General features: G+C 45.2%; 26 protein-coding genes. 19 read left to right on the top strand and 7 right to left on the bottom strand.

Translation table 11 applies throughout. From position 1 onward, the window contains the following. Nucleotides 1-27: 27 nt before the first annotated feature. Entirely contained in the window at nt 28-1,086 is a 1,059-nt protein-coding gene (locus L1028_RS03555; protein ID WP_234531356.1) for a glycoside hydrolase family 88/105 protein, read from the bottom strand. 213 nt (nt 1,087-1,299) lie between these two features. On the opposite strand from L1028_RS03555, the gene L1028_RS03550 reads away from it, so the two are divergent. Further along, nucleotides 1,300-2,181, top strand: coding sequence for an AraC family transcriptional regulator (locus L1028_RS03550; RefSeq protein WP_234531354.1), 882 nt, complete (start codon nt 1,300-1,302; stop codon nt 2,179-2,181). A gap of 218 nt (nt 2,182-2,399) precedes the next feature. On the opposite strand, the gene L1028_RS03545 is transcribed toward L1028_RS03550, so the two are convergent. The 3 genes from L1028_RS03545 to L1028_RS03535 all read right to left on the bottom strand — a co-directional run bounded on the left by L1028_RS03545 (nt 2,400) and on the right by L1028_RS03535 (nt 5,075). Continuing rightward, entirely contained in the window at nt 2,400-2,945 is a 546-nt protein-coding gene (locus L1028_RS03545; RefSeq protein ID WP_234531352.1) for a GNAT family N-acetyltransferase, read from the bottom strand. Nucleotides 2,946-3,029: 84 nt separating this feature from the next. After that, a complete protein-coding gene (locus tag L1028_RS03540; RefSeq protein WP_234531349.1) occupies nt 3,030-3,563 on the bottom strand; it encodes an NAD(+) diphosphatase in 534 nt (177 codons plus the stop codon). A 36-nt stretch (nt 3,564-3,599) separates the two neighbouring features. Next, nucleotides 3,600-5,075, bottom strand: a complete 1,476-nt coding sequence (locus tag L1028_RS03535) for an amidase family protein (RefSeq protein WP_234531347.1) — start codon at nt 5,073-5,075, stop codon at nt 3,600-3,602. A gap of 269 nt (nt 5,076-5,344) precedes the next feature. Here L1028_RS03535 and L1028_RS03530 point away from each other — a divergent pair, with 269 nt between their 5' ends. The 7 genes from L1028_RS03530 (at nt 5,345) to L1028_RS03500 (ending at nt 12,626) form a co-directional block, all read left to right on the top strand. Further along, nucleotides 5,345-6,190, top strand: coding sequence for an STM4015 family protein (locus L1028_RS03530; RefSeq protein ID WP_234531345.1), 846 nt, complete (start codon nt 5,345-5,347; stop codon nt 6,188-6,190). Further along, nucleotides 6,126-7,487: an STM4014 family protein gene (locus L1028_RS03525; RefSeq protein ID WP_234531729.1), complete on the top strand. Its 1,362-nt coding sequence runs from the start codon at nt 6,126-6,128 to the stop codon at nt 7,485-7,487. The genes L1028_RS03530 and L1028_RS03525 overlap by 65 nt, the downstream gene beginning before the upstream one ends. Next, nucleotides 7,488-8,270 (top strand): STM4013/SEN3800 family hydrolase, encoded by a 783-nt coding sequence (locus tag L1028_RS03520; RefSeq protein WP_234531343.1) that lies wholly within the window; start codon nt 7,488-7,490, stop codon nt 8,268-8,270. A gap of 22 nt (nt 8,271-8,292) precedes the next feature. After that, complete coding sequence (locus L1028_RS03515) at nt 8,293-9,642, top strand: STM4012 family radical SAM protein (protein ID WP_234531341.1); 1,350 nt, start codon at nt 8,293-8,295, stop codon at nt 9,640-9,642. Next, nucleotides 9,639-10,505 (top strand): STM4011 family radical SAM protein, encoded by an 867-nt coding sequence (locus L1028_RS03510; protein ID WP_234531339.1) that lies wholly within the window; start codon nt 9,639-9,641, stop codon nt 10,503-10,505. The genes L1028_RS03515 and L1028_RS03510 overlap by 4 nt, the downstream gene beginning before the upstream one ends. Before the next feature lie 157 nt (nt 10,506-10,662). After that, nucleotides 10,663-11,391, top strand: a complete 729-nt coding sequence (locus tag L1028_RS03505) for a glycerophosphodiester phosphodiesterase (RefSeq protein ID WP_234531338.1) — start codon at nt 10,663-10,665, stop codon at nt 11,389-11,391. Between the two features lie 17 nt (nt 11,392-11,408). Then, nucleotides 11,409-12,626, top strand: a complete 1,218-nt coding sequence (locus L1028_RS03500; protein ID WP_234531337.1) for an SLC45 family MFS transporter — start codon at nt 11,409-11,411, stop codon at nt 12,624-12,626. 100 nt (nt 12,627-12,726) lie between these two features. Here L1028_RS03500 and L1028_RS03495 read toward each other — a convergent pair whose 3' ends face one another. Continuing rightward, nucleotides 12,727-13,530, bottom strand: coding sequence for a GGDEF domain-containing protein (locus L1028_RS03495; protein WP_234531335.1), 804 nt, complete (start codon nt 13,528-13,530; stop codon nt 12,727-12,729). A 91-nt stretch (nt 13,531-13,621) separates the two neighbouring features. Further along, complete coding sequence (locus L1028_RS03490; protein ID WP_234531333.1) at nt 13,622-14,200, bottom strand: histidine phosphatase family protein; 579 nt, start codon at nt 14,198-14,200, stop codon at nt 13,622-13,624. A gap of 175 nt (nt 14,201-14,375) precedes the next feature. Here L1028_RS03490 and L1028_RS03485 point away from each other — a divergent pair, with 175 nt between their 5' ends. Continuing rightward, on the top strand, nt 14,376-15,533 hold the full coding sequence (locus L1028_RS03485) for a phosphodiester glycosidase family protein (protein WP_234531330.1): 1,158 nt from the start codon (nt 14,376-14,378) through the stop codon (nt 15,531-15,533). Nucleotides 15,534-15,568: 35 nt separating this feature from the next. Here the strand turns inward: L1028_RS03485 and L1028_RS03480 are convergent, their stop codons facing one another. Next, on the bottom strand, nt 15,569-15,805 hold the full coding sequence (locus L1028_RS03480; RefSeq protein WP_234531316.1) for a hypothetical protein: 237 nt from the start codon (nt 15,803-15,805) through the stop codon (nt 15,569-15,571). Between the two features lie 377 nt (nt 15,806-16,182). Here L1028_RS03480 and L1028_RS03475 point away from each other — a divergent pair, with 377 nt between their 5' ends. From L1028_RS03475 to L1028_RS03430, 10 genes are all read left to right on the top strand, one after another. Then, complete coding sequence (locus L1028_RS03475) at nt 16,183-16,881, top strand: response regulator transcription factor (protein WP_234531314.1); 699 nt, start codon at nt 16,183-16,185, stop codon at nt 16,879-16,881. Further along, a complete protein-coding gene (locus L1028_RS03470; protein ID WP_234531312.1) occupies nt 16,878-17,876 on the top strand; it encodes a sensor histidine kinase in 999 nt (332 codons plus the stop codon). Before L1028_RS03475 ends, L1028_RS03470 begins: the two co-directional genes overlap by 4 nt. 217 nt (nt 17,877-18,093) lie before the next feature. Continuing rightward, nucleotides 18,094-18,864 carry an ABC transporter ATP-binding protein gene (locus tag L1028_RS03465; protein WP_234531311.1) on the top strand — a complete coding sequence of 257 codons (771 nt, stop codon included), beginning with the start codon at nt 18,094-18,096 and terminating at the stop codon, nt 18,862-18,864. Continuing rightward, the gene (locus tag L1028_RS03460) at nt 18,839-20,785 is read left to right on the top strand and encodes an FtsX-like permease family protein (RefSeq protein ID WP_234531309.1); all 1,947 of its coding nucleotides are present in this window, start codon (nt 18,839-18,841) and stop codon (nt 20,783-20,785) included. Before L1028_RS03465 ends, L1028_RS03460 begins: the two co-directional genes overlap by 26 nt. Next, on the top strand, nt 20,782-21,747 hold the full coding sequence (locus L1028_RS03455) for a DUF418 domain-containing protein (protein WP_234531308.1): 966 nt from the start codon (nt 20,782-20,784) through the stop codon (nt 21,745-21,747). Before L1028_RS03460 ends, L1028_RS03455 begins: the two co-directional genes overlap by 4 nt. Nucleotides 21,748-21,833: 86 nt before the next feature. Beyond that, entirely contained in the window at nt 21,834-22,790 is a 957-nt protein-coding gene (locus L1028_RS03450) for a helix-turn-helix transcriptional regulator (RefSeq protein WP_234531307.1), read from the top strand. A gap of 102 nt (nt 22,791-22,892) precedes the next feature. Next, a complete protein-coding gene (locus L1028_RS03445) occupies nt 22,893-23,351 on the top strand; it encodes an SRPBCC domain-containing protein (protein ID WP_234531306.1) in 459 nt (152 codons plus the stop codon). 274 nt (nt 23,352-23,625) lie between these two features. After that, nucleotides 23,626-23,880 (top strand): FeoA family protein, encoded by a 255-nt coding sequence (locus L1028_RS03440; RefSeq protein ID WP_234531302.1) that lies wholly within the window; start codon nt 23,626-23,628, stop codon nt 23,878-23,880. Then, nucleotides 23,877-24,608, top strand: a complete 732-nt coding sequence (locus L1028_RS03435) for a FeoB small GTPase domain-containing protein (RefSeq protein WP_234531300.1) — start codon at nt 23,877-23,879, stop codon at nt 24,606-24,608. The genes L1028_RS03440 and L1028_RS03435 overlap by 4 nt, the downstream gene beginning before the upstream one ends. Beyond that, complete coding sequence (locus L1028_RS03430) at nt 24,586-25,995, top strand: nucleoside recognition domain-containing protein (protein WP_234531296.1); 1,410 nt, start codon at nt 24,586-24,588, stop codon at nt 25,993-25,995. The genes L1028_RS03435 and L1028_RS03430 overlap by 23 nt, the downstream gene beginning before the upstream one ends. The last annotated feature ends 26 nt before the right edge of the window (nt 25,996-26,021 follow it).

Here is a 26,021-nt window from a genome sequence, read left to right as displayed (position 1 = left end):
GTAACCAAAGTTAATGAGTGCTTCTTTTTATTTTCCTTCTGAAAGATTTATCTTGTGCGCTAGCGATAACAAAATAAGAGTCAACCCCTGCCCATATAACGTCGGATAGCATGGAATTTCTTCATAAGCCAGAATGTTTGGCATAACTGGTGTTCCACCGGATACGCCTTGAACTGTTCCATCGGGTTCGATTCGCTCGATAACGCCTTGCAGCGTTTGATTAACAGCTTCCTTGTATGAACTATCCAACCAACCCATTCGAATTCCGGCTAACCATCCCGCCGCGATTCCAGCGCTCCCTGACGTCTCTGCATAAAACCCGGGCTGATCCATTACTGTACTCCACATGCCATCTTCTCTTTGGTAATGCCGCAGTCCTGACGCAAGCTGTCGATATCGGTCTACAATTTCCTCGGCAACCGGAGTCAGGGAACTGATCTCCTCAGCAATCCAGGGACTCGCCAGTATAACCCATGCATTAGCGCGAGTCCAACGGGCTGAGGACATATGATTCCCTTCCTCACAATTCCAGCCATGGAACAGTACACCCGTTTGCGGGTCCTGTAATAACCGTAAATGGATAAGCAATTGAAACTCCGCTTCTTTAGCATATTTGCTTTCTCCAGTTAGCTTTGCAAGTCTGGCCAAAAAGAGTACAGCCATAAACAAGGTATCCGCCCATACTTGTTCGGAAAAATTGACATTCTCCGTAACCGTATGTTCAAAGGCGCCTTCCCGAGTGCGCGGTGCTTCCTTCAGCATCCAATCACCAATTTTTGTCGCCGCATCTAAGTACCATCGATCTCCGCTGAGCCGATACAGCTCTGGGAATATCGCATACGGCGCCATCGAATTAATTACATTCCCTTGCTCGCTCAAATGCTTATTGCGTTCTGTCCATTGCTGCAAATATTCAATGGCTTCTTGATTACCCACCAGTCGGCCGTAAGCCAGGATTGAGATGACTCCAACGCCCGGAACCCAATCCCAGCTTTCCATATTCATTCCCCAGTCGTTCACGGTCTTATCGATCATCCGATGATAGACGCGTTCTGCCAGTTCCTTCAGTTCGTTAATCCCCTTCATATGCCCTCTCCCTAAACCCAATTTTGACATCTTAAGAAATTTCCTTCAAAGATGTTCTCCCTTTAATGTAAAGGATTCGGGGCAAGGAAACTTGGCTTCCTGTTCAGGTTTTATGGGGATTTTTCCACAAACTCCTGAGACCTTTAGGATGAACCATGTTAAAATATCCTTAATTCTGCATACCGTTCATTTTGAAACAGGAGCGTGGATGAAATGGGCTCATACGATATCTCTTCCGACTATGAATTGGATGACACTACGAATCGTTTCCTGGACAATTTCCCAGTCCATTGTCATTTCCGCGACGGCATGATTGGACAAAGCAAAATGCATGCTCATCGGGGCTACGAGCTCTACTTTTGTATAGAGGGGCATGGCAAGCTGCTGGTCGCCGATCGTATGTACTCCCTGCTGCCCGGCAGCATTGCCATCATTAAGCCGTATGTTCTGCACTGGCCATCCGTTGTTGGAACCAAGCCTCTTCACCGTGTCGTACTATCGTTGGACGAACGTTATGTACAGACGTCGTTCGACAACTCGCCTGGAATCAGTAACTGCGTATCCACCCTACTAGCCGAGCAGCAACCTTACTGGTGCTTTTCTGTAGTGAAAATGGATAAGATCCGAGAGCTGTTGCTACAGCTTGCTCGGGAGATCGCCGAACAGCCGGCTTTTTACGAGGCAGCGTTACACCATCTACTCGCTGAATTGTTCATCATCCTGGCGAGGGAGCAATATTGTCCACCAGACAGAGGCAACTCAGAGAACGCTGCGTTTCATTTAGCGGAGCGTATTCTACGATATTTGACCGCACATTATGCCGACTCGATCGAGGTTAGCCGTTTGCATGAACGGTTCAATGTCTCCCGCTCGCATATGTATGATCAATTCAAACAAGCGACCGGTCACTCTTTAAACCGCTATTTAACGATTTATCGGATCAATCAGGCCAAACGGCTGCTTATGGATACGCCACTCTCAGTGACCGAAATCGCTTCTGCCGTCGGCTTTGGCGACCTCTCGCATTTTTTCCATACATTCAAATCGGAAACTGGTCTCACGCCAAGTTCCTTCCGCAAACAAGCCGGGAATTGAGAGTTCATTTGATTTGTCTGCCAACATAAGTGATCATTTTTTTGCAGAACAACAAATCCCTGTGATGTTTCCATCCAACATCATATCATTGATAACATGCAAACAAAGAAAAAAGCGCTTAACGGCCCTGATTTTTTTATAGTGAGTCCAGTTAGCATAAGGCTCCTTTTTGCTTGTTTACTAACTTGTAAAAACCTTAAAAATCCATCTCATGTAGCTTAACCTTCAGAGTTAATAATTCCATAATGAATTAGGTCATCATATTTATTCTCTTTATAGATATGCTGTAATAAAATACCTTCCTTCACCATTCCAGATTTTTGCATCACCCGCCCAGATCCGGGATTTGAAGCAAAGTGTATTGCAAATACTTTATGATAATGCTTTTCTGAAAAAGCAAACGCAATGATCGCTTTTGTTGCTTCAGTCGCGTATCCTTTACCCCAATATTCCTCACCGATCCAATATCCAACTTCACCATTTCTGTGTGCTTGCTTATTCGTCAGTCCTATAGCTCCATAGAGCTCGTTTGTACTTTTATCAGTAATCGCAAACTCGTAGGATTTATTATTGTTAAAATGATCTTCATGTGTTTCAATCCATGATATTGCACATTCGATAGTGTATGGATAAGGCAGAGTTAACGTACTTTTGTAGATATTATAATTATTGCAGAGGTCAGAGACACGCTTTGCATCAGATAATTCAAAAGGCCTCAGAATCAATCTTTCGGTCGTAATTGTTCTTTTCTCTTGATTAAACATTGTTTTACCTCCGCTCATGAATCTCTTGCACCATCGGCATCGCCATTCTCATAAATCTCAGCTGAAAAACTAAATATTCGCATCTTACACCGATCCTCCTACCGCTACTGGATTCACCTGTACCTGCCCTGCATTCAGTTTCTCAATAATCGCCAACAGGAAGGTTTCGGCTAGACTATTCTTTTTAATAGCACTGGCGGCCTCTTGCAAAGTAAACCATTCAGCATGATCGACTTCCGCACTCATCTGACTTAAGTCCTCCGAATCTGCAACACCTATAAAATTCAGCATCAGCGTATTAGAAGGTGCGAAATACAAGCTGCGCATATATTCATAAGCTACAATATCCATTCCTACCTCTTCTTTTACCTCACGAATAAGTGTTGTTTCCGCATCTTCACCTTTATTCACGTACCCTGCAAGCAATATATAATCTGGTCGGTTATACTGCTGGATCAATAGAATCTTAGTCAAATCCCGATTTAATACTGCTGTACTGATCGCCGTGCTAAAAATAGGAAATCTGAACATTTCGCATGCATTACAATAAGGTACCTGCCCTTCCCCATCGCTTTCTTTCATTACTAACGCTGTTCCACATTCTAGACAATATTTCAAGCTGATCTCTTCCTTCTATAATAAAGTAGTCAATACCTATTCCAGTTGCGGTGGAACACGATGCTGCGTAGCTTGTTCAAACCCGTAGGCTATAGATAGGAGCGTAGGCTCACTATAGGCTTTTCCGGAAAAAACTACCCCAAAGGGACCCCGAGTAGGATCACCGTCAGCATCAATAATGCCCTGATCTACATACCCTGCCGGAACGGTAATTAACGGATACCCCAAGCGTGCCGCAATATACATACCATCTACATCACCTGGCAGTAATAATGCATCCAAACTATATTGTTCCAACACATAATCTATTCCTTGCTCGAGCGCTAGCTTTCTGTATTCTTGTTTCTTTTGCTGATATTCTTCTTCAGTTAAATTTACTTCCTCTGACCTAGTTAATGTGTCTTGCCCATATTGTAATGCGATTTCAGCATGGATCTCATTATACGCTATCAGTTCTTGCAAAGAGTGAATTGGAACGGAATGATCTACCCCAGATAAATACGCATTGAGCCCCTTTTTAAATTCATAACAGATCACATCATTATTCCAGTTTTGCTGTTCAACGTAAAGCGTAACCGGATCTATAATCGTAGCCCCTTCATTCTTCAAAGTCTGGATAGCTGCTTCCATAATTGAAAGTCGCTCTGCATCTAAATGGTTATAATAATGCCGTGGGACACCTATTCTTGCTTGCCGTATAAAACTTTTATCTAAAAAAGGAGTATAGTCCGTAAAAGCATGCTTCTCGCTCGATAATGTTGCTTCATCCTTGCCATCCACTCCCGTTAATGCCCCCAAAATAATCGCCGCATCCGTAACCGTTTTAGCAATAGGTCCAGGAGTGTCTTGGCTAACTGAAATAGGAATCACTCCAGTACGACTGACTAACCCGACCGTTGGTTTGATCCCGACGAGAGCATGCTGACAGGCTGGCCCAACAATGGATCCCGCGGTTTCCGTTCCGATCGATGCTGCTGCCAAATTCGCCGCAATAGCTGCCGCAGGTCCAGAACTAGATCCGCTGACAAATACACTCCCAGGTCCGTAAGGATTCAGCACTAGCCCTCCCCGGGAACTATACCCAGCTGGCATTGAACTAGACATAAAGTTAGACCACTCCGACATATTCGCCTTTCCAAGCAAAACAGCTCCTGCCGACCGAAGCTTCGCAGCTACGAAGGAATCTTTTGCCGCAAATGACCCCGCTAAAGCTACTGACCCAGCACTCGTATGCATTTTATCCGCGGTATCTATATTATCCTTCAACAATATAGGAATACCGTGTAGACTTCCCCGACTTCCTTGTTCCTTACGTTCAATATCTAGTGCTCTAGCGATGTCTTTAGCCTCTGGATTGATTTCTAAGATTGCGTTTATGTCTATATCGTACTTATGAATCCGTTCCAAATAGGCTACTACCAAATCTTCTGAGCTGACTACGCCTGCTTCCATAGCCGCTTGCAGCTTTGCAATATCCGCTTCTATTATCCATTCCTGAATTTTGATCTTCATCAGAGCAGCTCCTTTAAGTATAATCGCCTTCGGCGTCCTTATAAGGACAGTAAGCGTTTAGCGAGAAATATAAGGATAAAGTATAGTGTGAAACGTATACTTTCTTATATTTCAAAATAATGTAATTCTCCCTAGCATAAACCTACCATAAATGATTAGCTCAATGACATGACGAATTTGACTATAATTATTTAAACCTGTGATTTGACTCCCTCGGCTACAGATGATAGGGTATTTCCGAAGTTAAATTTTTCCGGGAGGGAATGCCCATGACGGAAGTAAAGCTTAGTATCGGATACGACGAATTCGAAGAAGGTCAAAGAATTGGCACTGAAATTGAGAAACTTAGTAGCAGCCCTGAAAGTTCTTCGCTAACAAGTCTAATTATCGGTGATTGGGGCCAAGCCTACGAGAATAGTTCAGAAGAGGTTGTAGAGGCACTCGTTAAGCATAGTGCTAGTTTCCCTGCTTTGCGCAAGCTTTTCATAGGTGAGATGGGGTATGAGGAATGCGAGATTTCTTGGATTACCCAAAGCGATCTTTCGCCTCTGTTACCCGCTTTTCCAGAGCTACAATCACTCACGATTCAAGGTGGGAATGAGCTGAGCCTCGCAGAGCTAAAGCATGCCAAGCTGGAGGAACTGATAATTATTAGTGGCGGCTTAAGTAAAGCCGTACTTGAAAATATTGCAGCCAGCCAATTGCCAAATTTACGCAAGCTGGAACTATATCTTGGCGTAGATAACTACGGCTTTGACGGAAGCCTCGCAGATATTCTACCTCTTATAGAAGTAGGAAAGTTCCCTAAACTTACCTATCTGGGATTAAAAAATAGCGAAATACAAGATGAAATCGCCGGTGCAGTAGCAAATGCGCCTATTCTGGATCAGCTGGATACGCTCGATCTATCACTTGGTACCCTAAGCGATGAGGGGGCGGAATTGCTTCTAGCCAGCGACAGAATCAAAAAATTAAAAGCATTAAACCTAAGCCATCATTATATGTCTGACGAGATGATTAGCCGCTGGAAGCAAAGGGGATTGCCTGTTGATGTTAGCGACAAGCAGGAAAGCGATGATGAGGAAGACTGGCGCTATCCTTCCATCACAGAGTGAGCCTCTCATGAGGCCGATGATCGTTATCGGTATTCCCGGTGATAAACGGACTAGCGGCATCCAGCAAGCGCGTTCCGATCTCGGAATGCCTCCTGCCATCATTTTATCCTACGCTGAGTTTCTGCAAGGAAGATCGTTAGGTGATCTTATGGAGGAGCATAAGAAGCAGTTATCTCGTCAGTCCTCCGTTTATAACGGAGTAGATCTCAGTGCAGCTCCCCCGTTACTGAGACTGGAATCGCCTGGCAGCAGCTTCGAGATAGAGCGGGCCCTAATCGCTCTAGGTGCACCGGATTCAGATGATATAGATGATACCCTTCATCCCTTCGCTGATAGACCTGATCCGCGACCACTCCGCGTGAAGGTAGCCCATCAATTGAAGGAGATGCAGGGTATCCTGCATCATCCATCTCAATGGTTCCGTGGCTACTGCCGGATGCTGGCTAGACTACAGCGAGAGGCCAAAACTGCGTGTCCAGGTTCGCTGTGGTTAAATGATCCTACTGACATTGCGGCCATGACCGATAAACGCCAGACACAACAGATTCTGAGCGAGGCTGGGATTCCAATCCCACGCCCAGTAGGCGAAGATCAGCAGCCTACGGATTATGACTCTCTCCGGGAGATGATGTTATCCCGGCGCATGCACCGGGTATTTATTAAGCTGGCCTTTGGTTCTGCCGCTTCTGGAGTGATCGCCTATCAAATCCATCCTGTGACGGGTGCCGAAATTGCCTTAACAACAGTGGGGGTCGAGGATTACATCACTCGACCACCCATTTACTATAATTCCGGTAAACTTCGAAGGTACACGGATACCGCCACGATCTCGGGAATTATAAACTGGATCTACCAGCACGGTGCTTATGCTGAGCAATGGATCCCTAAAGCCGGGCTTAAGGGAAAAGCATTCGATATTCGCCAGCTAGTCGTTCTCCGCGAGGCCTGCCACGCGGTTGCTCGGGTCAGCCCTACACCAATTACGAATCTGCATTTACGCAACCAGCGGATTTCTCTTTCGGAAGCCGGTCTGTCTGAACCCATTCAAGAGCAAGTGCGAAATACCGCCGTGCAAGCACTGGCTGCTTTTCCCCGTTCCGGGGTAGCCGGAATCGATGTCTTGGTGTCCGGGGGTTCACAGCAATGTTTTGTCGCGGATGTCAATCCATTTGGCGACTTGCTATACGATGTGAAATACCGCGGCTGCAACACCTACGAATGGGAAATGAAGGTATTGTCGGCTAGAGACTATATCACACCTCCCTCTATACCGCTTATAAAGGAAGGATTATCTTAAATGGATATGAACACCATCGTCGGTACGCATGACATTCTAATGATCACACTCGATACTCTTCGTTATGATGCTGCTGTTATGGAAGAAGCAAACTGCCCGAACTTGTGCGGAACCGGATCATGGGAGAAAAGACATACCCCAGGCAGCTTCACCTATGCGGCCCATCACGCCTTCTTCGGCGGTTTCATGCCTACTCCAGCCACAACGGATAAGACGGAACATATCCGCATGTTCCATTCCCGAAACACCGGAATGAGGACGCATCCCCATACCTGGCTGTTCGATACACCTGATATCGTTTCCGGGCTTGCTGCCGAGGGCTACCGTACGATTTGTATTGGGGGCGTTATTTTTTTCACCAAAAAAAATCCACTCGCTCGTGTGTTACCAAGCTATTTCCAGCAAAGCTACTGGCGGATGACGTTCGGGGTCACCAATCCGCGTTCCACAGAGCATCAGGTGAATCACGCCTTGAAGCTGCTGAAGGATACTCCGGGCGAACAAAGACTGTTCATGTTCCTCAATGTCTCAGCCATCCACGGGCCGAACCATTATTTTATACCCGGTGCTAAAAAGGACTCTGTAGACAGCCAGCGCGCCGCACTCCGATATGTGGATGGTGAACTGGGCCGATTATTCGATGCCTTCCGGGAACGTGGCAATCCTACCTTCTGTCTGGCGTTTTCTGATCATGGAACCGCCTTTGGCGAAGATGGCTATCAGGGGCATCGCTTGGCTCACGAGACCGTATGGAATGTCCCTTATCGGGAATTCATTTTATAAAAGGAAAGGATGGAGAACTGTTATGACGTTATCGTCCTTCTCTTTAGAAGAGCTTCACGGGTGGAAAGACAATATTACTGCTAACCCTTACCGATCTTATCTGTATTCCTATCCACACAAAACAGCTTACAGGGATCTACAGCCTCCGATACCACTAGAATCCTTATGGCGAGATGAGCCTGCAGAATCTTTTTTTCTATATATGCATATCCCGTTTTGCGGTGCTCGCTGTGGATTCTGCAACCTGTTCACCTTGCCTGATAAACGCGCGAATGTTCACACTACATACGTAGACGCGCTAGAACGTCAAGCCAAGCAGTGGGCAGCGTTCACCAGACATAAGCCGTATGCCCGTTTCGCGATTGGCGGTGGAACACCTACATTATTGGCGGCAGATCAACTGCGCCGTTTGTTCCACATTGCCGTTGATACGATGGGACTGGATACGAGATCAGCCTCCATCTCAGTGGAAACTTCACCGGAGACGATCACCGAAGAGAAGCTGAATATTCTAAAAGAATATACGGTGGATCGGGTCAGTATGGGCATTCAAAGCTTTGTCGCAGCTGAATCGGCGGCCATCTATCGCCCACAAAATCCGGATGAGGTGTATCGCGCACTGGAGCTGCTGGGAAAATATGATTTTCCCATTCTAAATTTGGATCTGATCTATGGTCTTCCAGGGCAGACCGTCGACTCTTGGCTGTATTCGCTAAATCAGACGCTTAGCTATGATCCTGAAGAAATCTTTATTTATCCGCTCTACACCCGTGAGCATACCATCGTAAAGCCTGATGATATCCAGCGTCAGGAGGATATTCGCCTAGACTGCTACAAGGCCGCTGGGCAACTGCTTAAAGCCAGAGGTTATCGCCAATATTCCATGCGTCGTTTCGCCAAGGAAACTGCAGGAACGGATAAACGCATTCTTGACTACAGCTGTCAGGAAGAAGGTATGGTCGGGCTAGGCTGCGGGGCTAGGTCCTATACTCGCAATGTGCATTACGCTTCCCGTTATGGGGTGAGCCGTAAAGCAACCGAGAGCATTATTGCCGATTACGTCAGTGCAGATCGTTACGATACGGCAGATTACGGAATTGTGCTAAGTCTAGAAGAACAGAAGCGCCGCTTTATTCTAAAGGCGATTTTACATAGTGAAGGTCTGAGGCTTGAAGATTATAGTCTACGCTTCGGAAATTCACTCTGGAGTGATTATCCTGAACTGTCTAACCTTCTTCATTCCGGCTTAGGGAAAGAAGAAGATGGAGTATTACACCTCACTACTGAAGGCATGGGCTACTCCGATTCCATCGGTGATTGGTTTATTTCAGTGGAGATACGAGAGCAGATGGAAAGGTTCGTATTGCCATGAATGCGGTCCTCTACTACCGTGGGTCTCTCACCTCCTGCAACTATGACTGCCCCTACTGTCCTTTCGGCAAAACAAGAGACAGCGCAGCCACTCTCGCGAAGGATCGGCAAGGGCTGAAGACCTTTGTCGAGTGGGCCTCTCTGCAAGGTACAGCGGGCCATCGGCTGTCTATCTTTTTCAACCCTTATGGCGAAGGGCTGATTCATCGCTGGTACAAAGAAGCGATGATCTCGCTCTCCAATATGGAGCATGTGGAGAAGGTAGCGATTCAGACGAACCTTTCAGCAAATCTTGACTTCATTCATAAGCTGAATCGAAACAAGGCTGCCTTTTGGGCTACCTACCACCCCGGACAGGTGAGCGAGGATAAGTTTCTAACGCAATGCATGACCTTGTATGAGAATAATGTGCCTTTCAGTGTAGGGAGCGTTGGGATCCGCAGCGCCTTTCCTGCGATAGCCTCGCTTCGCGCAGCATTACCGGAGAGTGTATATCTATGGGTCAATGCTTATAAAGATAAACCGGATTACTATACTGCCGAGGATCTTTCCATTCTTAGCAAGATTGATCCGCATTTTGCTGTGAATGCTATGGATTACGAGAGTCTTGGTCAAACCTGCAATGCTGGGAATGAAGTCTTTTATGTACAAGGCGCTGGACTGGTGAAGCGCTGCTATAAGGACAGAGGTGTCATAGGCAATCTCTACCGCGATGGCTTGGAAGGTCTATCCGCTGTAAGAGCCTGCCGAATGAAGGTATGCGACTGTTATATCGGTTATATTCATATGCCAGAGCTGAAGCTGCAAGATATATACGGATCAGGATTACTGGAACGAATCCCTTATGGAGCTATGAGCCATTGAACCGAAAATTGCTGTAAGGTTAACTGTACGTAAAATTTCAAGAAATAGAGCCCTGTCAGTATTTCTAGACAGGGTTTCTTATCTTCGTGTGGAATATGAAAAGTAGCCCTCGTCTACAGGGCGACAGCAAACACTAAGTTGGAGGGATGAATAGCTGATGAAAAACATTATTAATTTTGCGCATCGCGGCGCATCGGCAGTGTGTCCGGAAAATACTATGGCAGCGTTCCGCAAAGGTCTTGAGTTAGGTGCAACCGGGATTGAAACCGATGTACAAATGACCAAGGATGGCGGGCTTGTTCTTATTCATGATGAAACCCTAAACCGTACGACAAGCGGAAGTGGCTATGTGAAGGATAAAACCCTTGCAGAAATTCTGGAAGTGGACGCGGGCTCTTGGTTCAGTCCCGAATTCAAAGGCGAGAAGCTCCCCTTGCTAGAAGATTTGTTAGATCTGCTGCAAGGACGAGATACAGTACTGAACATCGAGTTTAAGAATGGTACTTTCTTTTACCCGGGTATGGAGGAAAAGGTTATCGCGGCTGTACGGGAGTTCAAGATGAGCGATCGCGTGATTTTTTCGAGCTTCAACCATTATTCACTAGCTCACAGTAAAACGATCGCACCTGAGATCAAGACAGGAATTCTATACGGGGAAGGTCTGTATCGTCCTTGGGATTATGCAGCTTCGCTTGGCGCAAACGCACTACATGCTTATCATCAAGCGGTACTTCCTGAATTCGTCGAAGAAGCAGCTAAGCATGGCATCGCTTATCATCCTTGGACCGTTAATGATCCAGAGCGGATGAAAGCTTTAATCGAAGCTGGAGTGTCAGGTATTATTACAGATCATCCAGATGTGCTCGCTGGGCTTCTAGCTAAATAATAAGGGAGTGTAACTGTGTGAAAAAAGTCTGGTTGCTCGGATTCGGCTTTTTCAGCATCAGCATTACGTGGAGTCTGTACAACGCATTTGTACCCTTTTTTCTAGAAAAATACGTACATAGTGTGGCACTTATCAGCTTCTTGATGACGATTGATAATTACTTTGCCTTATTCCTGCAGCCTTGGATTGGCAACCGTAGTGACCGCACTACCTCGCGTTTTGGACGCAGAATGCCTTATCTTATGATCGGTATGCCTTTCGCTGCCGTGCTAACCATGCTGATTCCGTTTCATACCGGACTATTTACACTCCTGTTGTTTATGATGCTAATGAATCTGGCCATGAGCTTATACCGTTCACCAACCGTCGCCCTCATGCCGGACATTACGCCAGAAGAGCAGCGTACGAAGGCCAACGGGCTGATTAATTTCATGGGTGGGTTCGGTTCTATTCTCGCTTTCGGCGTAGGTTCGATCCTGTATAAATCCAATCCAGCACTTCCGTTTATCGTCGCTGGACTGATTACCTTATTATGTCTGTTTATCGTATCACGCTTCATTAAAGAAAATCGGGATGGCATAAACGTGCAAATGAAGCTTCCTTCAGAAGCAGGGACTGCCACCAAGCCTTCTCGTATTTCCTTTCGAAGTCAGCTTGACCGTATCACAGTATTTTTGCTAGCGGCGATTTTCTTCTGGTTCGTAGCCTATCAAGGCGTTGAGACACTGTTTACCTTATATGGCAAACATCATCTCGGCCTAAGCGAACAGGCGGCCTCTTTCTCGCTCACTTTCTTCTCTTTGGCCTTTGTGCTGTTCGCCATTCCGAGCGGTTGGCTGGGCGGAAGATTCGGGAAGAAAAAAATGATCATCATCGGCGTATGCGGACTAATGACCATTTTCGCTCTCGTCGGTTTTGCAAAGGACTTATTACTCCTTCGAGGGTTACTGTTGCTAGGTGGAGTCTTCTGGGCTTGTATTAATATCAATTCCTATCCTTATGTTGTGGCAACAGGGACAGAAGAGAGTATTGGTACACGAACAGGGATGTATTATCTCGTCTCTTCCCTTGCGGCCATCAGTTCGCCTCCACTACTCGGACTTATGATTGATATCTTTGATTACTCGATCCTGTTCTACGTGGCGGCGATTAGTATGGCCGTTGCTCTTGTCTGCTTGTTCCTCATGAAAGGCCGCAAGGATGTGACTAACAGCATTCATTCGCCTGGCGCATAATTTCATTTCAAAGGGAATAGTTAGTTTAATAAAAATAGCGGCAGTCTAGGACCTATTGTAGAGGTCCATGGCTGCCGCTTGTATTTTACACCCACTCATTCTAATTCTTATAGACGGAGTAACGCCCCGTACCAAGCTGTTTGGCAGCGTACATCGCTGTATCTGCTTCATTTAGCAGCCTAAAATGATCCACCTTACCATGACTTATGCTGATCCCTATACTCATGGATACGAACAAGTTATGCTCGCCAAGCTGGTAACTCTTAGTCGTCTTCTCCAGAATCCGCACAGCAAGCTGCTCCGCTTCCTTCTGAGTGCTGCCTTTGGCGACAATCACAAATTCATCCCCGCCCACGCGGAAAATATGACGTTTTCTTTTGCTGGAGAATTGAATTAGGTTTTTACCCACTTCTTGCAGCAGTAAGTCCCCCACATGATGCCCCAAGCTGTCATTGATCGATTTGAAACGGTTCAGATCCAGAAACAAAACGGCAAGCTGCTCATTTACTTTGCATCGATCCCAAAAATGATCCATTCCATTCTTATTCAATAACCCCGTTAAAGCATCCTTATACGCCAGTTCTTTCAATTGCTCTCTTTCAGCCAATACTAGGTTCATGCGTGTAAGCAAAAACATGCATAGGGCTATCGTAAGACTATAGACCACCAGCGGTATAATAACCCCATCATCGGCCACTTCATTTCCCAGTAAAGTTTTTACACCTAGCTGGTGCATGATCCATAGGGAGGCGACGATAATGATCACGGAAAGACCGGTATGAATCGCTCTTTTTTGAGGCGTTTTAGATGAAATATCCCGGTAAAGTCTTAGCACTAAATAACCGGCCGCTGCTGCGATGAGAATGGATAATAACGTTTGTAAGTAAATCTGGACCTCTGCCACCTTAAATTCGCACATCCTTCTGACTATAAAAATGATTAACTATCTGAGCAATTACTATATTAAAATGCTCTGAACATTATCTGAACACTAATTATATCTTCAAATGCTGTGCACAATTGTATAGTTCGCAATTCCAAGTCGAATCGGATTTAATAATCCGGGTAATAGATGTATTACTCAGCAAAACAGAGACATTCAGTTCTGGAAAAAGTCTTCTAAGACTACTCCGTAAAATCGCACCATGGCTAACGATCAATATACGACTGCCCGGATGTTTCTCCGCGATATCTTCGATGGCCTGACTGCCTCTGATCTCACTGGCCTCTGGACTTTCCAGTCCCAAATCTAACTTCTTCCACTCACTTCCCCATCGTTCAACGCGATCTTGTTCCGTAGTACCTTCAATCTGACCTGCGTTCATCTCACGGATACCTGGTACTAAACCGGCGATCTTCATGCCAAGCCTTGTAGCAATTACCTCTGCTGTTTGTCGCGCTCTAAGCAGATCACTTGAATATAAATAGTCCCATTGTTCAGTGCTGAGCCGTTCGGCAAGAAGAACTGCCTGCTGCACACCCTCAGCATCCAATGGATTATCCGTATGCCCTTGCGCTCTGCCTTCTTTATTCCACGCGGTACTTCCATGGCGAATTAAACCTATTGTAGTCATAAAGATCTCCCTTTAGTTGTTGAGTTCTAGTACTATTCTTTTAATGGTATCTACATTCTATCAGAATCTTTCCATGAGTATTTGAAAAATGAGGTTATCCATGTTTTAGAACTTGAGGTATAATAAACCTTACCGCTTTTTACATCAGCTACAGGATAAGGAGATTTTGGTTAATATGAAAAAGGTATTGTTTCCGTTCTTTCTCGCATTTCTACTATGTTTGGTTCCGGTTTACACAGTTTGTTCCTCCACTGCTGGTGCTGCTCCAGTTCCGAAAAACACCGTGTATGTGACCAAGAATAATCACTCGTACATCCCGCTGCGCCTCTTAAATAATTTCACTGGTATACATGCTGAAATGAACGCTAGTGACAAACGTATAACCATTACGAACGCAGACACTAAGATTACACTTACTGTAGGACAAGCAGCTGCGCTAGTCAACGACAAACCAGTTACACTAACCGATTCCGCTTTTAGTGATAACGGTACGGTATATATCCCTTTGTCTTTTATCAGCAAAACGCTGGGCTTTCAATTAGAGTGGAATCAGGAAGCCTCTTCTGTAACCCTTACTAATAACGGGATTTCATCAACGGTACCTGTACTGACTGGCGCACTTATCAAAGCAGATTCTTCCCCCGTTGTCAGTGCTAGCAAAACTTTCAAGGTGGGCGGCAGATCCTTCAAAGCCCAAACGGTTACGGTATCCCTACTGCATCCTAAAGTGAAGCTCGACGTTGTACTAGCAGGAAATACGGTGGGAAAAGTGGAGGAACTGAGCAGTCTAGCCAAGCGCAATAATGCCGTAGTGGCTATTAATGGTACGTTCTTTGATGCCTACACTAAAGGGGCCTACAAAGCTCCTTACGGTTACATGGTCAGTGGTGGAAAAATGCTCAAAAATAGCTCTGGAGATCGCCGCACGATTTTCACCTATGACAGCAATCACCTGGCCTCGCTTATTCCCGGACTAGAGTTTACGAACCATTTCGCTTCCGGATCTATGGAAGGGGCGCTCCAAGCCGGACCACGTCTGCTTGTGAATGGTAAGGTATCTCTTAATGTTGCGGCAGAAGGCTTCAAAGATGCCAAAATCTTAACAGGCGGCGGAGCCCGCAGCGCACTCGGTCTCACTCGCGACCACAAGCTAATTCTGCTGACCACTGGTGGAGCTACTATCCCACAGCTGGCAGAAATAATGAAGCAGGCTGGAGCGTATCAAGCCATGAATCTGGATGGCGGCGCATCAAGCGGATTATACTACAATGGCAAATATCTCACGCCCCCTGGGCGTCAGATTAGCAACGCGATTGTGGTTAAATATCAATAGGATGATCTAGCCGGCGGCTACATACGAGCGTGGTGCTAGGTTTCGGTTTCAGCTTCTACTTCTAAGAATACTTTTTTTGATGCATCTATTGCAGTTTGTGCAATAGATGCATTCTTTTTTATAGGAAAATAGGATTCTGTTGTACTTTGTACATTAGAATTCGACCCATTTGTAATAATAAAACGTTTTGGTAACCAATTGGTTGCAGAATGTGCAGTAGAATCGAATTCCAATGTCTTTTTGATAAAAACTATTGTACATAGTGCAATCATAGGAAGCACCTGTTAACTGCAAAAAGTGCAACTATTTCTACTAAAACTCTCTCCAGATTTTTTTAGTTGTATTTTGTGCAATTAAATTTCTAGTTTTCCTCTCTTAGCGCCAAATCTCCACTTTATAGCTGCACTAAGTGCAACTAAAGGATCGGGATGAGCTATTTCGTCAAAAATAATTGTATAAACTACACTTAAATCTGCGACTTTAGCTGAAAGGCACCCCTTCATTCTGCAGTTTCACCCCTCAGCCTGCTAATCTTCTCCTCATATTATTTTTCGGCAGCTAGACGTCCCTTTTGCATAATTTTCCTAGTCCGTGTTACTGTATAACCGTGTGAACCATCTCATTCTTATTTGATCAAAGGAGCACAACTATGGAGACTATTCTAATCATAGAGGACGATGTTAAGCTCGCGAGCCTTCTAAGCACGTATCTATCTAAATATGAATTTCGTACGGTGATCGTAGAGGATTTCAACAGGGTACTGGAGATTTTTAATGACACTAGTCCTGACCTGGTCTTACTTGACGTTAACCTGCCTAAATATGATGGGTTTTATTGGTGTCGCCAGATTCGCACTACCTCACTCTGCCCTATTCTTTTCATATCCGCTCGGGATAGTGGAATGGATCAGGTGATGGCGCTAGAAAATGGCGGGGATGATTACATCACCAAGCCTTTTCATTATGAAGTCGTACTTGCCAAAATCCGCAGCCATTTACGCAGAGCTTACGGCTCTTACTCACAAATTCAAGAGGAACGGACGTTCCAAGCCGGAGAACTAATTCTTTATCCTGAACGGTATGTGATTCAACATGGCGGGCAATCCAGCGAACTGACACAGAAAGAGGCGATCCTGCTAGAAGCTTTAATACTAAAGGAAGGACGTGTCGTAAACCGCGAGCGCCTGCTTGATCTTATGTGGGAAGATCAGCATTTTATTGATGACAATACATTAAATGTCTATATTACCCGTGTTCGCAAAAAGCTTAAAGACCTCGGTCTTGACGATATTGTGGAAACCGTAAGAGGTGCTGGCTATAGGCTTAATGCTACTAAGGATGCGCCATGAAGCTATTTTGGAAAGACCAAATTTCACTAATCCTTTTCTATCTGCTTCAAATGCTACTTATTCCCTTGCTATATTGGCTGTCTGGTGAGAAAAGACCGATCTCTATCATGCTCTACGGCATAGCCTTGAGCACTGTAGTTCTTCTGTTGTATCTCGGGTACCGATACGCTCAGCACCGGAGATTATACGAAGCCTTAAATAATCCCAAGAGTATGCTAGAAGAACATCTTGTTTCCTTAGGAGACACCCCGCTACCAGAAGCTATTTATGAGCTATTACAGCTTATCGATCGCCAGTATCAGGACCAGATCAACCTGCATGTTCGCCGGATGGATCAACATATCGTATTCATGAACCGCTGGGTTCATCAGATGAAGACCCCTCTGTCAGTCATTCAACTTTCGCTAGAGGATCTTGAGGATGAGGCTGCAATAAGTATTCAGGAGGAATTGGAACGTCTGCGCAGAGGGCTGGAAATGGTGATTTATACTTCAAGGCTGGATCGATTTGAGGATGATTTCCATGTGGAGTCGCTAGTTCTTAATAAAGTAGTTAGTGCATCTGTTGCCGAGAACCGCAGGCTTTTCATCCGAAGAGGCATAAAGGTAAATATACAAATTAATCCCAACTTCACCGTATATAGTGATGCCAAATGGTTAATGTTTATGCTAACCCAAATCTTGACCAATGCAGTGAATTACACCTCCGGCACTGATAAAACCGTAACTCTCTCATCGCAGCATATTGGAACAGATTTCGTACTTAATATTACTGATCAAGGTATCGGCATTTCTCCTGAAGACCTCAAACGAGTGTTTAATCCATACTTCACCGGTGAACGAGGACGCCAATACCATGAGTCAACAGGAATGGGACTGTATCTTGTGCAAGAGATTTGCAATCGGCTAGGACATACTGTGGAGCTTCAATCTAAGCTTGGAGAAGGCACTACAGTCCAAATTACTTTTCACAACAGTGACCATTTACAGAGATAAGGTCGGAGGGTACTTCTAGTCATACTTATGGCTACGGAGTCCCTCTTCTTTATGTATGGCCTACTCACTTCGGGTACGAACATAACCTTAAACGCGTTGTAAGATAACATTAAGGTAAATCCATAGCAGTACATAGCCCGATCTTGTAAATTATATACATAACACGTCCCCGCTGAAGGACGGCTGAAATTAGATTGTAATGGAAGGAATGAAAGGAATGAATGTTTTAGAAGTCAAAGGACTTAACAAAGTATATCCGGGCAAAGTAACGACACAGGCCCTCACCGATATTCATCTTAGCATTGAAAGTGGTGAATTCGTTGGAATCATGGGACCCTCAGGGAGCGGCAAAACTACTCTACTTAACATGGTTTCTACCATCGATCAGCCCTCCTCAGGTGAGGTGAATATCAACGGTAGCAATCCTTATCTTTTGAACAAAAAAGACCTTGCTCACTTTCGTCGCAGAGAACTCGGTTTTGTATTTCAAGACTTTAACCTCCTGGAGACTTTAACGGTAGCCGAAAATATCGTGCTTCCCCTAACGCTGGATAATCGCAAGCTCTTCGAGATGGAAACCTTGCTGCAAAAGGTCGCTACACGCTTGAACATTACGGAAATTTTAAATAAACGCACCTATGAAATATCCGGCGGACAACGGCAGCGTACAGCGATTGCCCGAGCGATTATTAGTTCACCTTCGATCATTCTAGCTGATGAACCTACAGGGGCACTCGATTCCAATTCCTCACGAATTGTGATGGAGTCGCTAGAGGATATTAACTGCAAAGAAGGCACTACGTTAATGCTCGTGACACATGATCCGCTGGCAGCGAGCTACTGCAACCGAATTATTTTTATCAAAGACGGGAAACTAGCCGCCGAAATTCACCGGGGAGATAACCGCCAAGCCTTCTTCCAAAAGATTATCGACACACTTTCATTCTGGGGAGGGAATAGTCATGAACTTTCCTCAATTCGCGTTTAACAATGTGAAGCGTAATTCTCGGGCGTATTTTGCCTTTTTCTTAAGTAGTGCTTTTATGGTCATGATCTTCTTTTCGTATTCTGTCTTTATTTATCATCCTGGTGTTGCCAGTATCGAGCTAGGTACAAATTCAGCCGCTGGTATGAAAATCGCTTCTTACATTGTGTTTGTCTTTGCTTTCTTTTTCGTTCTTTACTCGATTAGTGCATTTCTGAAACTTCGTAATCTGGAGTTCGGCATACTAATGATGTTAGGTGCACGTTCAGGTCAGATCAACAAGCTGATTCTTATAGAAAATATGCTGATCGGATTGCTGTCCATAGTAACAGGTATGTCTTTCGGCATGCTTTTATCCAAGTTGTTTTTGCTGCTCAGCACGACCATTATGGGAATGGATCCTTTACCCTTCTATTGGCCAGTTAAACCACTGTTGATCACATCTATTTCTTTTATCTCACTGTTTCTGGTCATCTCTATCTTCACACTGTTATTTATCCGCAAACATCAAGTCCTTGATCTGTTAAAAGGGAGTGTTAAACCTAAAAAGGAGCCCCGTGTATCATGGCTGCTCTCCCTCCTTGGGCTTCTGTTGTTGACGGCTGGGGCACTCGCCATTCGAAAGCAATTGTCTCCAATTACGTTATTAGTTGCTGCAGTCACGGGGATCACAGGTACCTATTTCTTTTACTCCCAACTGTCCGTACTCGGAATACGTCTGCTTAAACTAAGTCGCAAGCGACTTTGGCGTGGAACCAACCTGTTATGGATTTCCGAGATGAGTTACAAGATCAAAGATAATGCAAGAATGCTGTTTCTTGTAACGGTTGTAACCTCACTTGCTTGCATGGCGTCTGGATTTATTTTATCGATTAATCAAGCAAACGTAGAACTCTATAAAAGCAGTCCATTCGCTATAGAGTATTCGATTTATAAACCGGGGAAAACTCCCCCTGACTTAGAACCCATTCATAATAAATTACAAAACGCCAAAGTGGAGTATACAGAGAATAAAATCGAGCTAATCTCTGCCTCCATTCAGAGTCTGGGTAAAGAAGATACCCAAAGCATTGATTTAATATCCTGGTCCCAGTTCAATCAGTTATCTTCAAAAATGGATATGTCCGATGTTGCTCCCTTATCTGACAAAGAAGCTGTCTTACTGCTAAACCCTCAGGTGAATTCACAGAACTACACTACTAATCAAAAGATTCTGCTGAAGGTTCAAAACGATGCGGAGCTTATGCTGAAAGAGGTACGAGTTCCGAAGAGCCATCCCATGGGGCAATATTCAAGCTCACTCTTAATTGTAGATGACAGCTTCTACTACAATATATCTTCTTCAGCAGCACAGTACACGAGACCATATGTGAAATATCTATATAAAATCCCTGCTTGGGACGGTCCATTGCCTGTGGATACCTCAGCTGAAACCATTATCACTAATGAACTGATCCAGTGGAGCAGGGATTCCAACAATACCAACAATCAATATATCTCCATATTAAATGCTCGAGCAGATAGTTATCTAACTACCAAACAAGGTACGGCTATGATTAGCTTTATAGGGATCTTTGTCGCGCTTATCTTCTCGCTTTCTTCGGCCAGTTTTCTCTTTTTCAAGCTTCATACTGAGCTAAATGCAGATAAGCAAATGTATAATGCCTTGTCTAAAATCGGTCTAAGCGTCAAAGAAATGTCTGCTTCTGCCACCAGACAAATCGCTGTGCTATTCTATATTCCGATCATTGTCTCCACCATCCAGACGCTTGTCGTAATAAGGCCGGTATTGAAGCAAATTAGTATCACGAATGTAACGGTGCCCGTGCTAATTACATCCGGAGCATTCCTCGCCGTTCAGACGATATATTTCATTATTGCGAGATCACGCTACATTCATAGTCTCAAGAGGATAATGGTATGAAGAATAGGATGAAAAGAATCGTAACACTCGATGTACTCCGTGGCTTTGCTCTGATGGGTATCATCTTCATAAACATTCGTCAGATGGTATTCGGTACGATGGAATTTAACTCGCTCGATTTGCAGATTATTCGTTTTCTTGATGTAGCAGTGGATCACCGTTTTTTTGTGATCTTCTCATTTTTATTCGGTGTTGGCTTTCAGCTATTCTTATCCGGGGCTGAAGCTAAAGGGGAGTCTAAGCCCCGTTTATTATTTCTGCGTAGGTTGTTCATTTTATTTCTAATCGGTCTGGTACACCATTATTTCCAACCCGGTGAAACCTTGCTCATCTACGCAGTCATTGGACTGATTCTCCTTCCTTTTCATAAGGTAAAGTCAAGTTTTGTATTGGCTGCGGGCATTGTGGTCACCCTTGCAGGTCTCTACTTAGGTCCGATAGTGGTAACGTTTGGCATGTTTCTGCTAGGGCATTGGAGTGGTCTGATTGGATTATTTCAGAGTCCATCACGGTATAAGCGAGGATTACGGATCACACAAGCAGTTTCTCTGCTGCTAATTATTCCTATGTATTTTGCACAGCAGAATATCATGAATAGTACGGGCGCTCTGGATGTTGCCCTCGCGGTAGGCGGGCTTCCAGTCAGTATTCTTTATGTGACAACGCTAACCCTACTCATGCGCCATGGAGTTGTACAGAAACTACTTGCGCCCCTGGCTTCTCTAGGCAGAATGGCTTTAACCAATTATTTAATGCAAACCGTTATTATACTAACACTATCCAATCTGCTAGATTGGCCTGGTACAGTGCATGTATCGACACAGATGATTGCGGCAGCGGCCATACTGCTTCTACAGATCATATTTAGTACCCTTATACTCAAACGGTTCCGGATGGGACCCGCAGAATATTTATGGCGACTCGGAACTTATGGTAGGAAACGTATGGTTAAACAGCAATAAGATCGTATCGAAAGGATTCTGGCTGATCTATGAGCATTTTGCTATAGTTGAACTACTACTTTCTGCAGCAAGGAGGCTCCAGATTCATGTCCAAGGCCGACCATATGTTATCCATTCTCTGGATGCTCAAACAACGGGGAAGAACCGCCGGAGAACTAGCCGAAGCGCTAGAGATCAGTGTCCGCTCTGTATACAGATACATCGATGCGCTATGCATCAGTGGTGTACCCGTTATCGCGGATAGCGGACCTGGCGGCGGTTACAGCTTACCCGAACATTTTATTGAGGCTCCATTATTCTTTGACTCCGAAGAGCAGCGCGCCCTTCTACAAGCTTCTTCTTTTGCCAGGGGGACCGGATATCCTTATGTTGAAGCTCTGGACCGAGCCCTATCCAAGCTGAAAAGATATAGCAATGCCCAGCAATTAGAACAAATGGAGCGCCATGAGAATGGCATTGAGACGATCCATTCTCCTTCCCCGTCGCTTAGCCATCTGATTGAAGAATTGGAATTGGGGGCAGCGAACGGATACACCCTGCAAATGGAATATCGTAAAGGTAATGGAGAAACCAAATCATCCCGTGCCATTGATCCTTACGGACTTGTACTCTGGAAGGGGCAATGGTACACCGTAGCTTACTGCCACGAGCGACAAGAAATTCGTAGTTTCAGGGTCGATAGAATCATTGAACTGCACCGTACAGAAGCTGTGTTCGCTCGTCCTGCTGACTTCTCTGCACGTGATTTTTTGTTAAAGAGCTTACTGCCTGCACGGAATACTGAAGAGAAACTAGTTACAGCAGTCATCGCATCCGACGAGGGAGTCTTGAATGATCTATGCAGTCATTGGTTGTTCGGACATACGCTGGTACAGCGCATGGAAGGACAAGCCTGCTTTCAAGTGGACGAAACTTCTTTACTGACTTATGCACCCTACTTCTTGTTGCCTTATGGAACCACATTACGAATCATGGAGCCTTCTTCACTAAGAGAAAGACTAGCCTCCATAGCCTCCAATTTAGCTGCTCATTATAAGACATAAATTATTCTTTAGGATCACTGACCGTAGTTGTCAGTGATCCTTTTGTATAGTGTAAATGAGTCTGAGGGAATAAATGCACTATAAATCAAGGAGGAATAACGAATGAAGGAACTACACTATGAATTTTATATTGACGGAACACCTGAGCAGGTATGGGAAACCTTAATCTCTCCGGAAGGTACGAAGCAGATTTATTACGGCAGCGTTATTCGTTCGACCTTCAAAGAAGGAGAATTACTGGAATACATCGGACCCGGTGCAGATGGAGATGAAACGCTTCATGTCTATGGGACTCTGCTGGAATTCACCCCACAAAAAGCACTGCGTTTCACGCATAAGGTCGGCCCCTCCTATCATAAAGGACATGAAAGATATGAATCGCGTATTTCTTGGCTGCTTGAACCAGTGGGTGGAACCACTAAGCTCACGCTTATCCACGACGAATGGCATCCTGAAGATCCTTCGTATGCTGGCAGCACCGGCGCTTGGTGGCAAATTCTAAGCAATACCAAAACCTTAGTAGAGACTGGGCGTACGCTTGATTTTGGCAGTTGGACGTAACTTCACGGCTAATAAAAACTTGGATTAGACTATTCCAATTAAAGACAAGCCTATAAGTAGACTCAACCTTAGCCCCTCGGCTGGAGAGCGCAAGCCTTCTTTCCGTTAGGGGCTTTTTTGCGCCTAAATTAATTTTGCCTTAGGGAAACATTATTGTTGCAGGGACAAAGTTGTTCACATATACTAATATTGTGTCAGACCACAAGAAAAATTCCAATGCACAAAATATTAACCATAAAAATACAAATAATAATAAATGAAAGAAGGGGATCTAATGTCTGGAGCTAGTATTCCTTTATCAGAAGCGGCTAAAGGAAGCACACTGTGTATCAGCGGCATTGAAGTTCAGGGTGTGCTTAGAAGAAGATTACTGGATCTCGGGTTTGTAGTCGGTAATGCCGTTGAGGTGTTACGGCGTAGTCCCTTAGGAGATCCTATAGCTTTTCGGGTAAGCAACACGACCATTGCATTACGTAGAGAAGAAAGCTCTTTAATATTTGGAGAAGTCATCGGAGGTGTAGAAGCATGAGTCATTTCACAGTCGCTTTTGCAGGCAATCCTAACACTGGCAAAAGCACGCTTTTCAATCTGCTGACCGGCATGCGCCAGCATACAGGAAACTGGGCAGGTAAAACCGTCATTACTGCAGAAGGCGAGTTTAAGCATAAGGACCGTACGTACCTCGCAGTAGATCTACCTGGTACGTATTCGCTGTACTCGAATTCTGCTGATGAAGAAGCGGCTAGAGATTATATTATTTTTGAACAGCCAGATGTGACACTAGTTGTTCTTGACGCTACTTCACTAGAACGAAATCTCAACCTTGCCTTGCAAGTGCTGGAGATTACCGGGCGGGCTGTAGTCTGCATCAACCTCATCGATGAAGCCCGTAAACTCGGTATCGACATCAATCTGAAACGTATTTCCAAACGTCTCGGCGTGCCTGTTGTAGCGATATCGGCTCGCAATAAAATCGGTATTGAGGCGTTATTGGATCAGGTGGAGCGAGTGGCTACAGGCGCACTCACTGCACAGCCACTGCGTATTACGTACAACGAGGAGATTGAACGAGGAATTGTAGAGCTTACACCGCTGGTAGAACAAACCATTGGCAGCAAATACCCGGCCCGCTGGATTGCATTGCGCCTGTTAGATGGTGATGACAGCCTTCTTACCTCACTTAAAGAGAATATGAGGAATAAAGAATTACCTGAAACAAAGGAGGTCATCGGTCATGGAGTCACCGCATATCACTAAGGGATTAGATCCTCTAGATTCCTTGCTGTTCACAGCGAAAAAGCTCGCTGACGGCGGAGCGATACGGGATGAAATTGTCAGTGGTATCTATGGCGTATCCGCAGGCATCTGCGGGGATGCAGTCACCTATAGGGATAAGAAAAAGCTGAACAGTACTTATAAGCTAGATAATATCGTAACTTCAAAAATATGGGGATTCCCCATTATGCTCGCCATCCTCGGTATCGTGTTCTGGTTTACGATTGCCGGCGCCAACTATCCTTCAAGCTGGCTTGCTTCCTTCTTCGGCTTCATCGAAGGTTATCTCACTGCCGGATTTGAGGCGATCCATGCCCCCGCTTGGCTAAACGGTGTACTTGTTCTTGGATTATATCGAGGAACCTCTTGGGTCATCAGCGTCATGTTGCCACCAATGATGATATTTTTCCCAGTGTTTGCGCTGCTTGAGAATTTCGGGTATCTGCCGAGGGTTGCTTTTAACATGGATCGGTTGTTCAAAAAATCAGGCGGTCACGGCAAGCAAGCTTTGACCATGTCTATGGGTTTCGGCTGTAATGCCGCCGCGATCCTCTCCACACGAATCATCGAATCGCCACGTGAACGGATGCTCGCTATTTTGACCAACAATTTCGTTCCATGTAACGGCCGCTGGCCGACCTTGATTCTTTTGTCTTCCTTATTCATGGCAGGAGCGGCTACGACAGGCGCACTCCGTACACTCACCACTGCCTCCGTACTTATGGGGATGGTGCTAATCGGCATCATCGTTACCCTAACGGTTTCCTGGGTCATGTCCAAAACTGCGCTACGTGGTGTGCCGACACATTACACGCTGGAGCTCCCACCCTATCGTCGTCCACAAATTTGGAAGACCATACTTATTTCCTCTAAAGATAAGTCCCTTAACGTACTTACTCGTGCTATCGTCGTTGCTGCCCCTGCCGGTATTATCACTTGGATCTTAGGCAATCTATTTATTGGCGGTGATTCTGTCCTGAATCATATGGCCGCTTTCTTCGATCCTTTTGCACATATGCTCGGCATGGATGGCTTTATCATCATGGCCTTTATTCTTGGACTTCCTGCGAATGAAATCGTACTGCCCATTCTGCTTATGGGCTATATGTCCTCTGGAGCTATGGTCGATATCGACAGCTTGGGCAGCATCAAAGATGTCTTTTTATCACATGGCTGGACTTGGCTGACCGCACTAAATATGATGCTATTCTCCCTGCTCCACTATCCTTGCGGCACCACACTCGTGAACATTTATAAGGAAACGAAAAGCATGAAGTGGGCTGTGCTCTCAGCTGTCATCCCGCTCGGCATCGCCTTCGGAGTAACTTTTGCTGTCGCACAACTCGCTCGGTTGTTCGGGTGGGTGTGACGTAAGCCTGCGGCATGAAATTCCCC

The organism is Paenibacillus pseudetheri, assembly GCF_924513355.1.
Lineage (GTDB): Bacteria > Bacillota > Bacilli > Paenibacillales > Paenibacillaceae > Paenibacillus_AQ > Paenibacillus_AQ pseudetheri.
This window is presented reverse-complemented; position numbering and strand designations above follow the sequence as displayed.

Excerpts from the sequence above, each read along its gene's own strand:
- L1028_RS03480 (WP_234531316.1), bottom strand. The coding sequence starts at position 15,805 with ATGATTGCACTATGTACAATAGTTTTTATCAAAAAGACATTGGAATTC.
- L1028_RS03465 (WP_234531311.1), top strand. The coding sequence starts at position 18,094 with ATGAATGTTTTAGAAGTCAAAGGACTTAACAAAGTATATCCGGGCAAA.
- L1028_RS03555 (WP_234531356.1), bottom strand. The coding sequence starts at position 1,086 with ATGAAGGGGATTAACGAACTGAAGGAACTGGCAGAACGCGTCTATCAT.
- L1028_RS03550 (WP_234531354.1), top strand. The coding sequence starts at position 1,300 with ATGGGCTCATACGATATCTCTTCCGACTATGAATTGGATGACACTACG.
- L1028_RS03515 (WP_234531341.1), top strand. The coding sequence starts at position 8,293 with ATGACGTTATCGTCCTTCTCTTTAGAAGAGCTTCACGGGTGGAAAGAC.
- L1028_RS03430 (WP_234531296.1), top strand. The coding sequence starts at position 24,586 with ATGGAGTCACCGCATATCACTAAGGGATTAGATCCTCTAGATTCCTTG.
- L1028_RS03505 (WP_234531338.1), top strand. The coding sequence starts at position 10,663 with ATGAAAAACATTATTAATTTTGCGCATCGCGGCGCATCGGCAGTGTGT.
- L1028_RS03440 (WP_234531302.1), top strand. The coding sequence starts at position 23,626 with ATGTCTGGAGCTAGTATTCCTTTATCAGAAGCGGCTAAAGGAAGCACA.
- L1028_RS03525 (WP_234531729.1), top strand. The coding sequence starts at position 6,126 with ATGTTAGCGACAAGCAGGAAAGCGATGATGAGGAAGACTGGCGCTATC.
- L1028_RS03455 (WP_234531308.1), top strand. The coding sequence starts at position 20,782 with ATGAAGAATAGGATGAAAAGAATCGTAACACTCGATGTACTCCGTGGC.
- L1028_RS03445 (WP_234531306.1), top strand. The coding sequence starts at position 22,893 with ATGAAGGAACTACACTATGAATTTTATATTGACGGAACACCTGAGCAG.
- L1028_RS03450 (WP_234531307.1), top strand. The coding sequence starts at position 21,834 with ATGTCCAAGGCCGACCATATGTTATCCATTCTCTGGATGCTCAAACAA.
- L1028_RS03490 (WP_234531333.1), bottom strand. The coding sequence starts at position 14,200 with ATGACTACAATAGGTTTAATTCGCCATGGAAGTACCGCGTGGAATAAA.
- L1028_RS03510 (WP_234531339.1), top strand. The coding sequence starts at position 9,639 with ATGAATGCGGTCCTCTACTACCGTGGGTCTCTCACCTCCTGCAACTAT.
- L1028_RS03460 (WP_234531309.1), top strand. The coding sequence starts at position 18,839 with ATGAACTTTCCTCAATTCGCGTTTAACAATGTGAAGCGTAATTCTCGG.
- L1028_RS03520 (WP_234531343.1), top strand. The coding sequence starts at position 7,488 with ATGGATATGAACACCATCGTCGGTACGCATGACATTCTAATGATCACA.
- L1028_RS03435 (WP_234531300.1), top strand. The coding sequence starts at position 23,877 with ATGAGTCATTTCACAGTCGCTTTTGCAGGCAATCCTAACACTGGCAAA.
- L1028_RS03535 (WP_234531347.1), bottom strand. The coding sequence starts at position 5,075 with ATGAAGATCAAAATTCAGGAATGGATAATAGAAGCGGATATTGCAAAG.
- L1028_RS03545 (WP_234531352.1), bottom strand. The coding sequence starts at position 2,945 with ATGTTTAATCAAGAGAAAAGAACAATTACGACCGAAAGATTGATTCTG.
- L1028_RS03470 (WP_234531312.1), top strand. The coding sequence starts at position 16,878 with ATGAAGCTATTTTGGAAAGACCAAATTTCACTAATCCTTTTCTATCTG.
- L1028_RS03485 (WP_234531330.1), top strand. The coding sequence starts at position 14,376 with ATGAAAAAGGTATTGTTTCCGTTCTTTCTCGCATTTCTACTATGTTTG.
- L1028_RS03475 (WP_234531314.1), top strand. The coding sequence starts at position 16,183 with ATGGAGACTATTCTAATCATAGAGGACGATGTTAAGCTCGCGAGCCTT.
- L1028_RS03530 (WP_234531345.1), top strand. The coding sequence starts at position 5,345 with ATGACGGAAGTAAAGCTTAGTATCGGATACGACGAATTCGAAGAAGGT.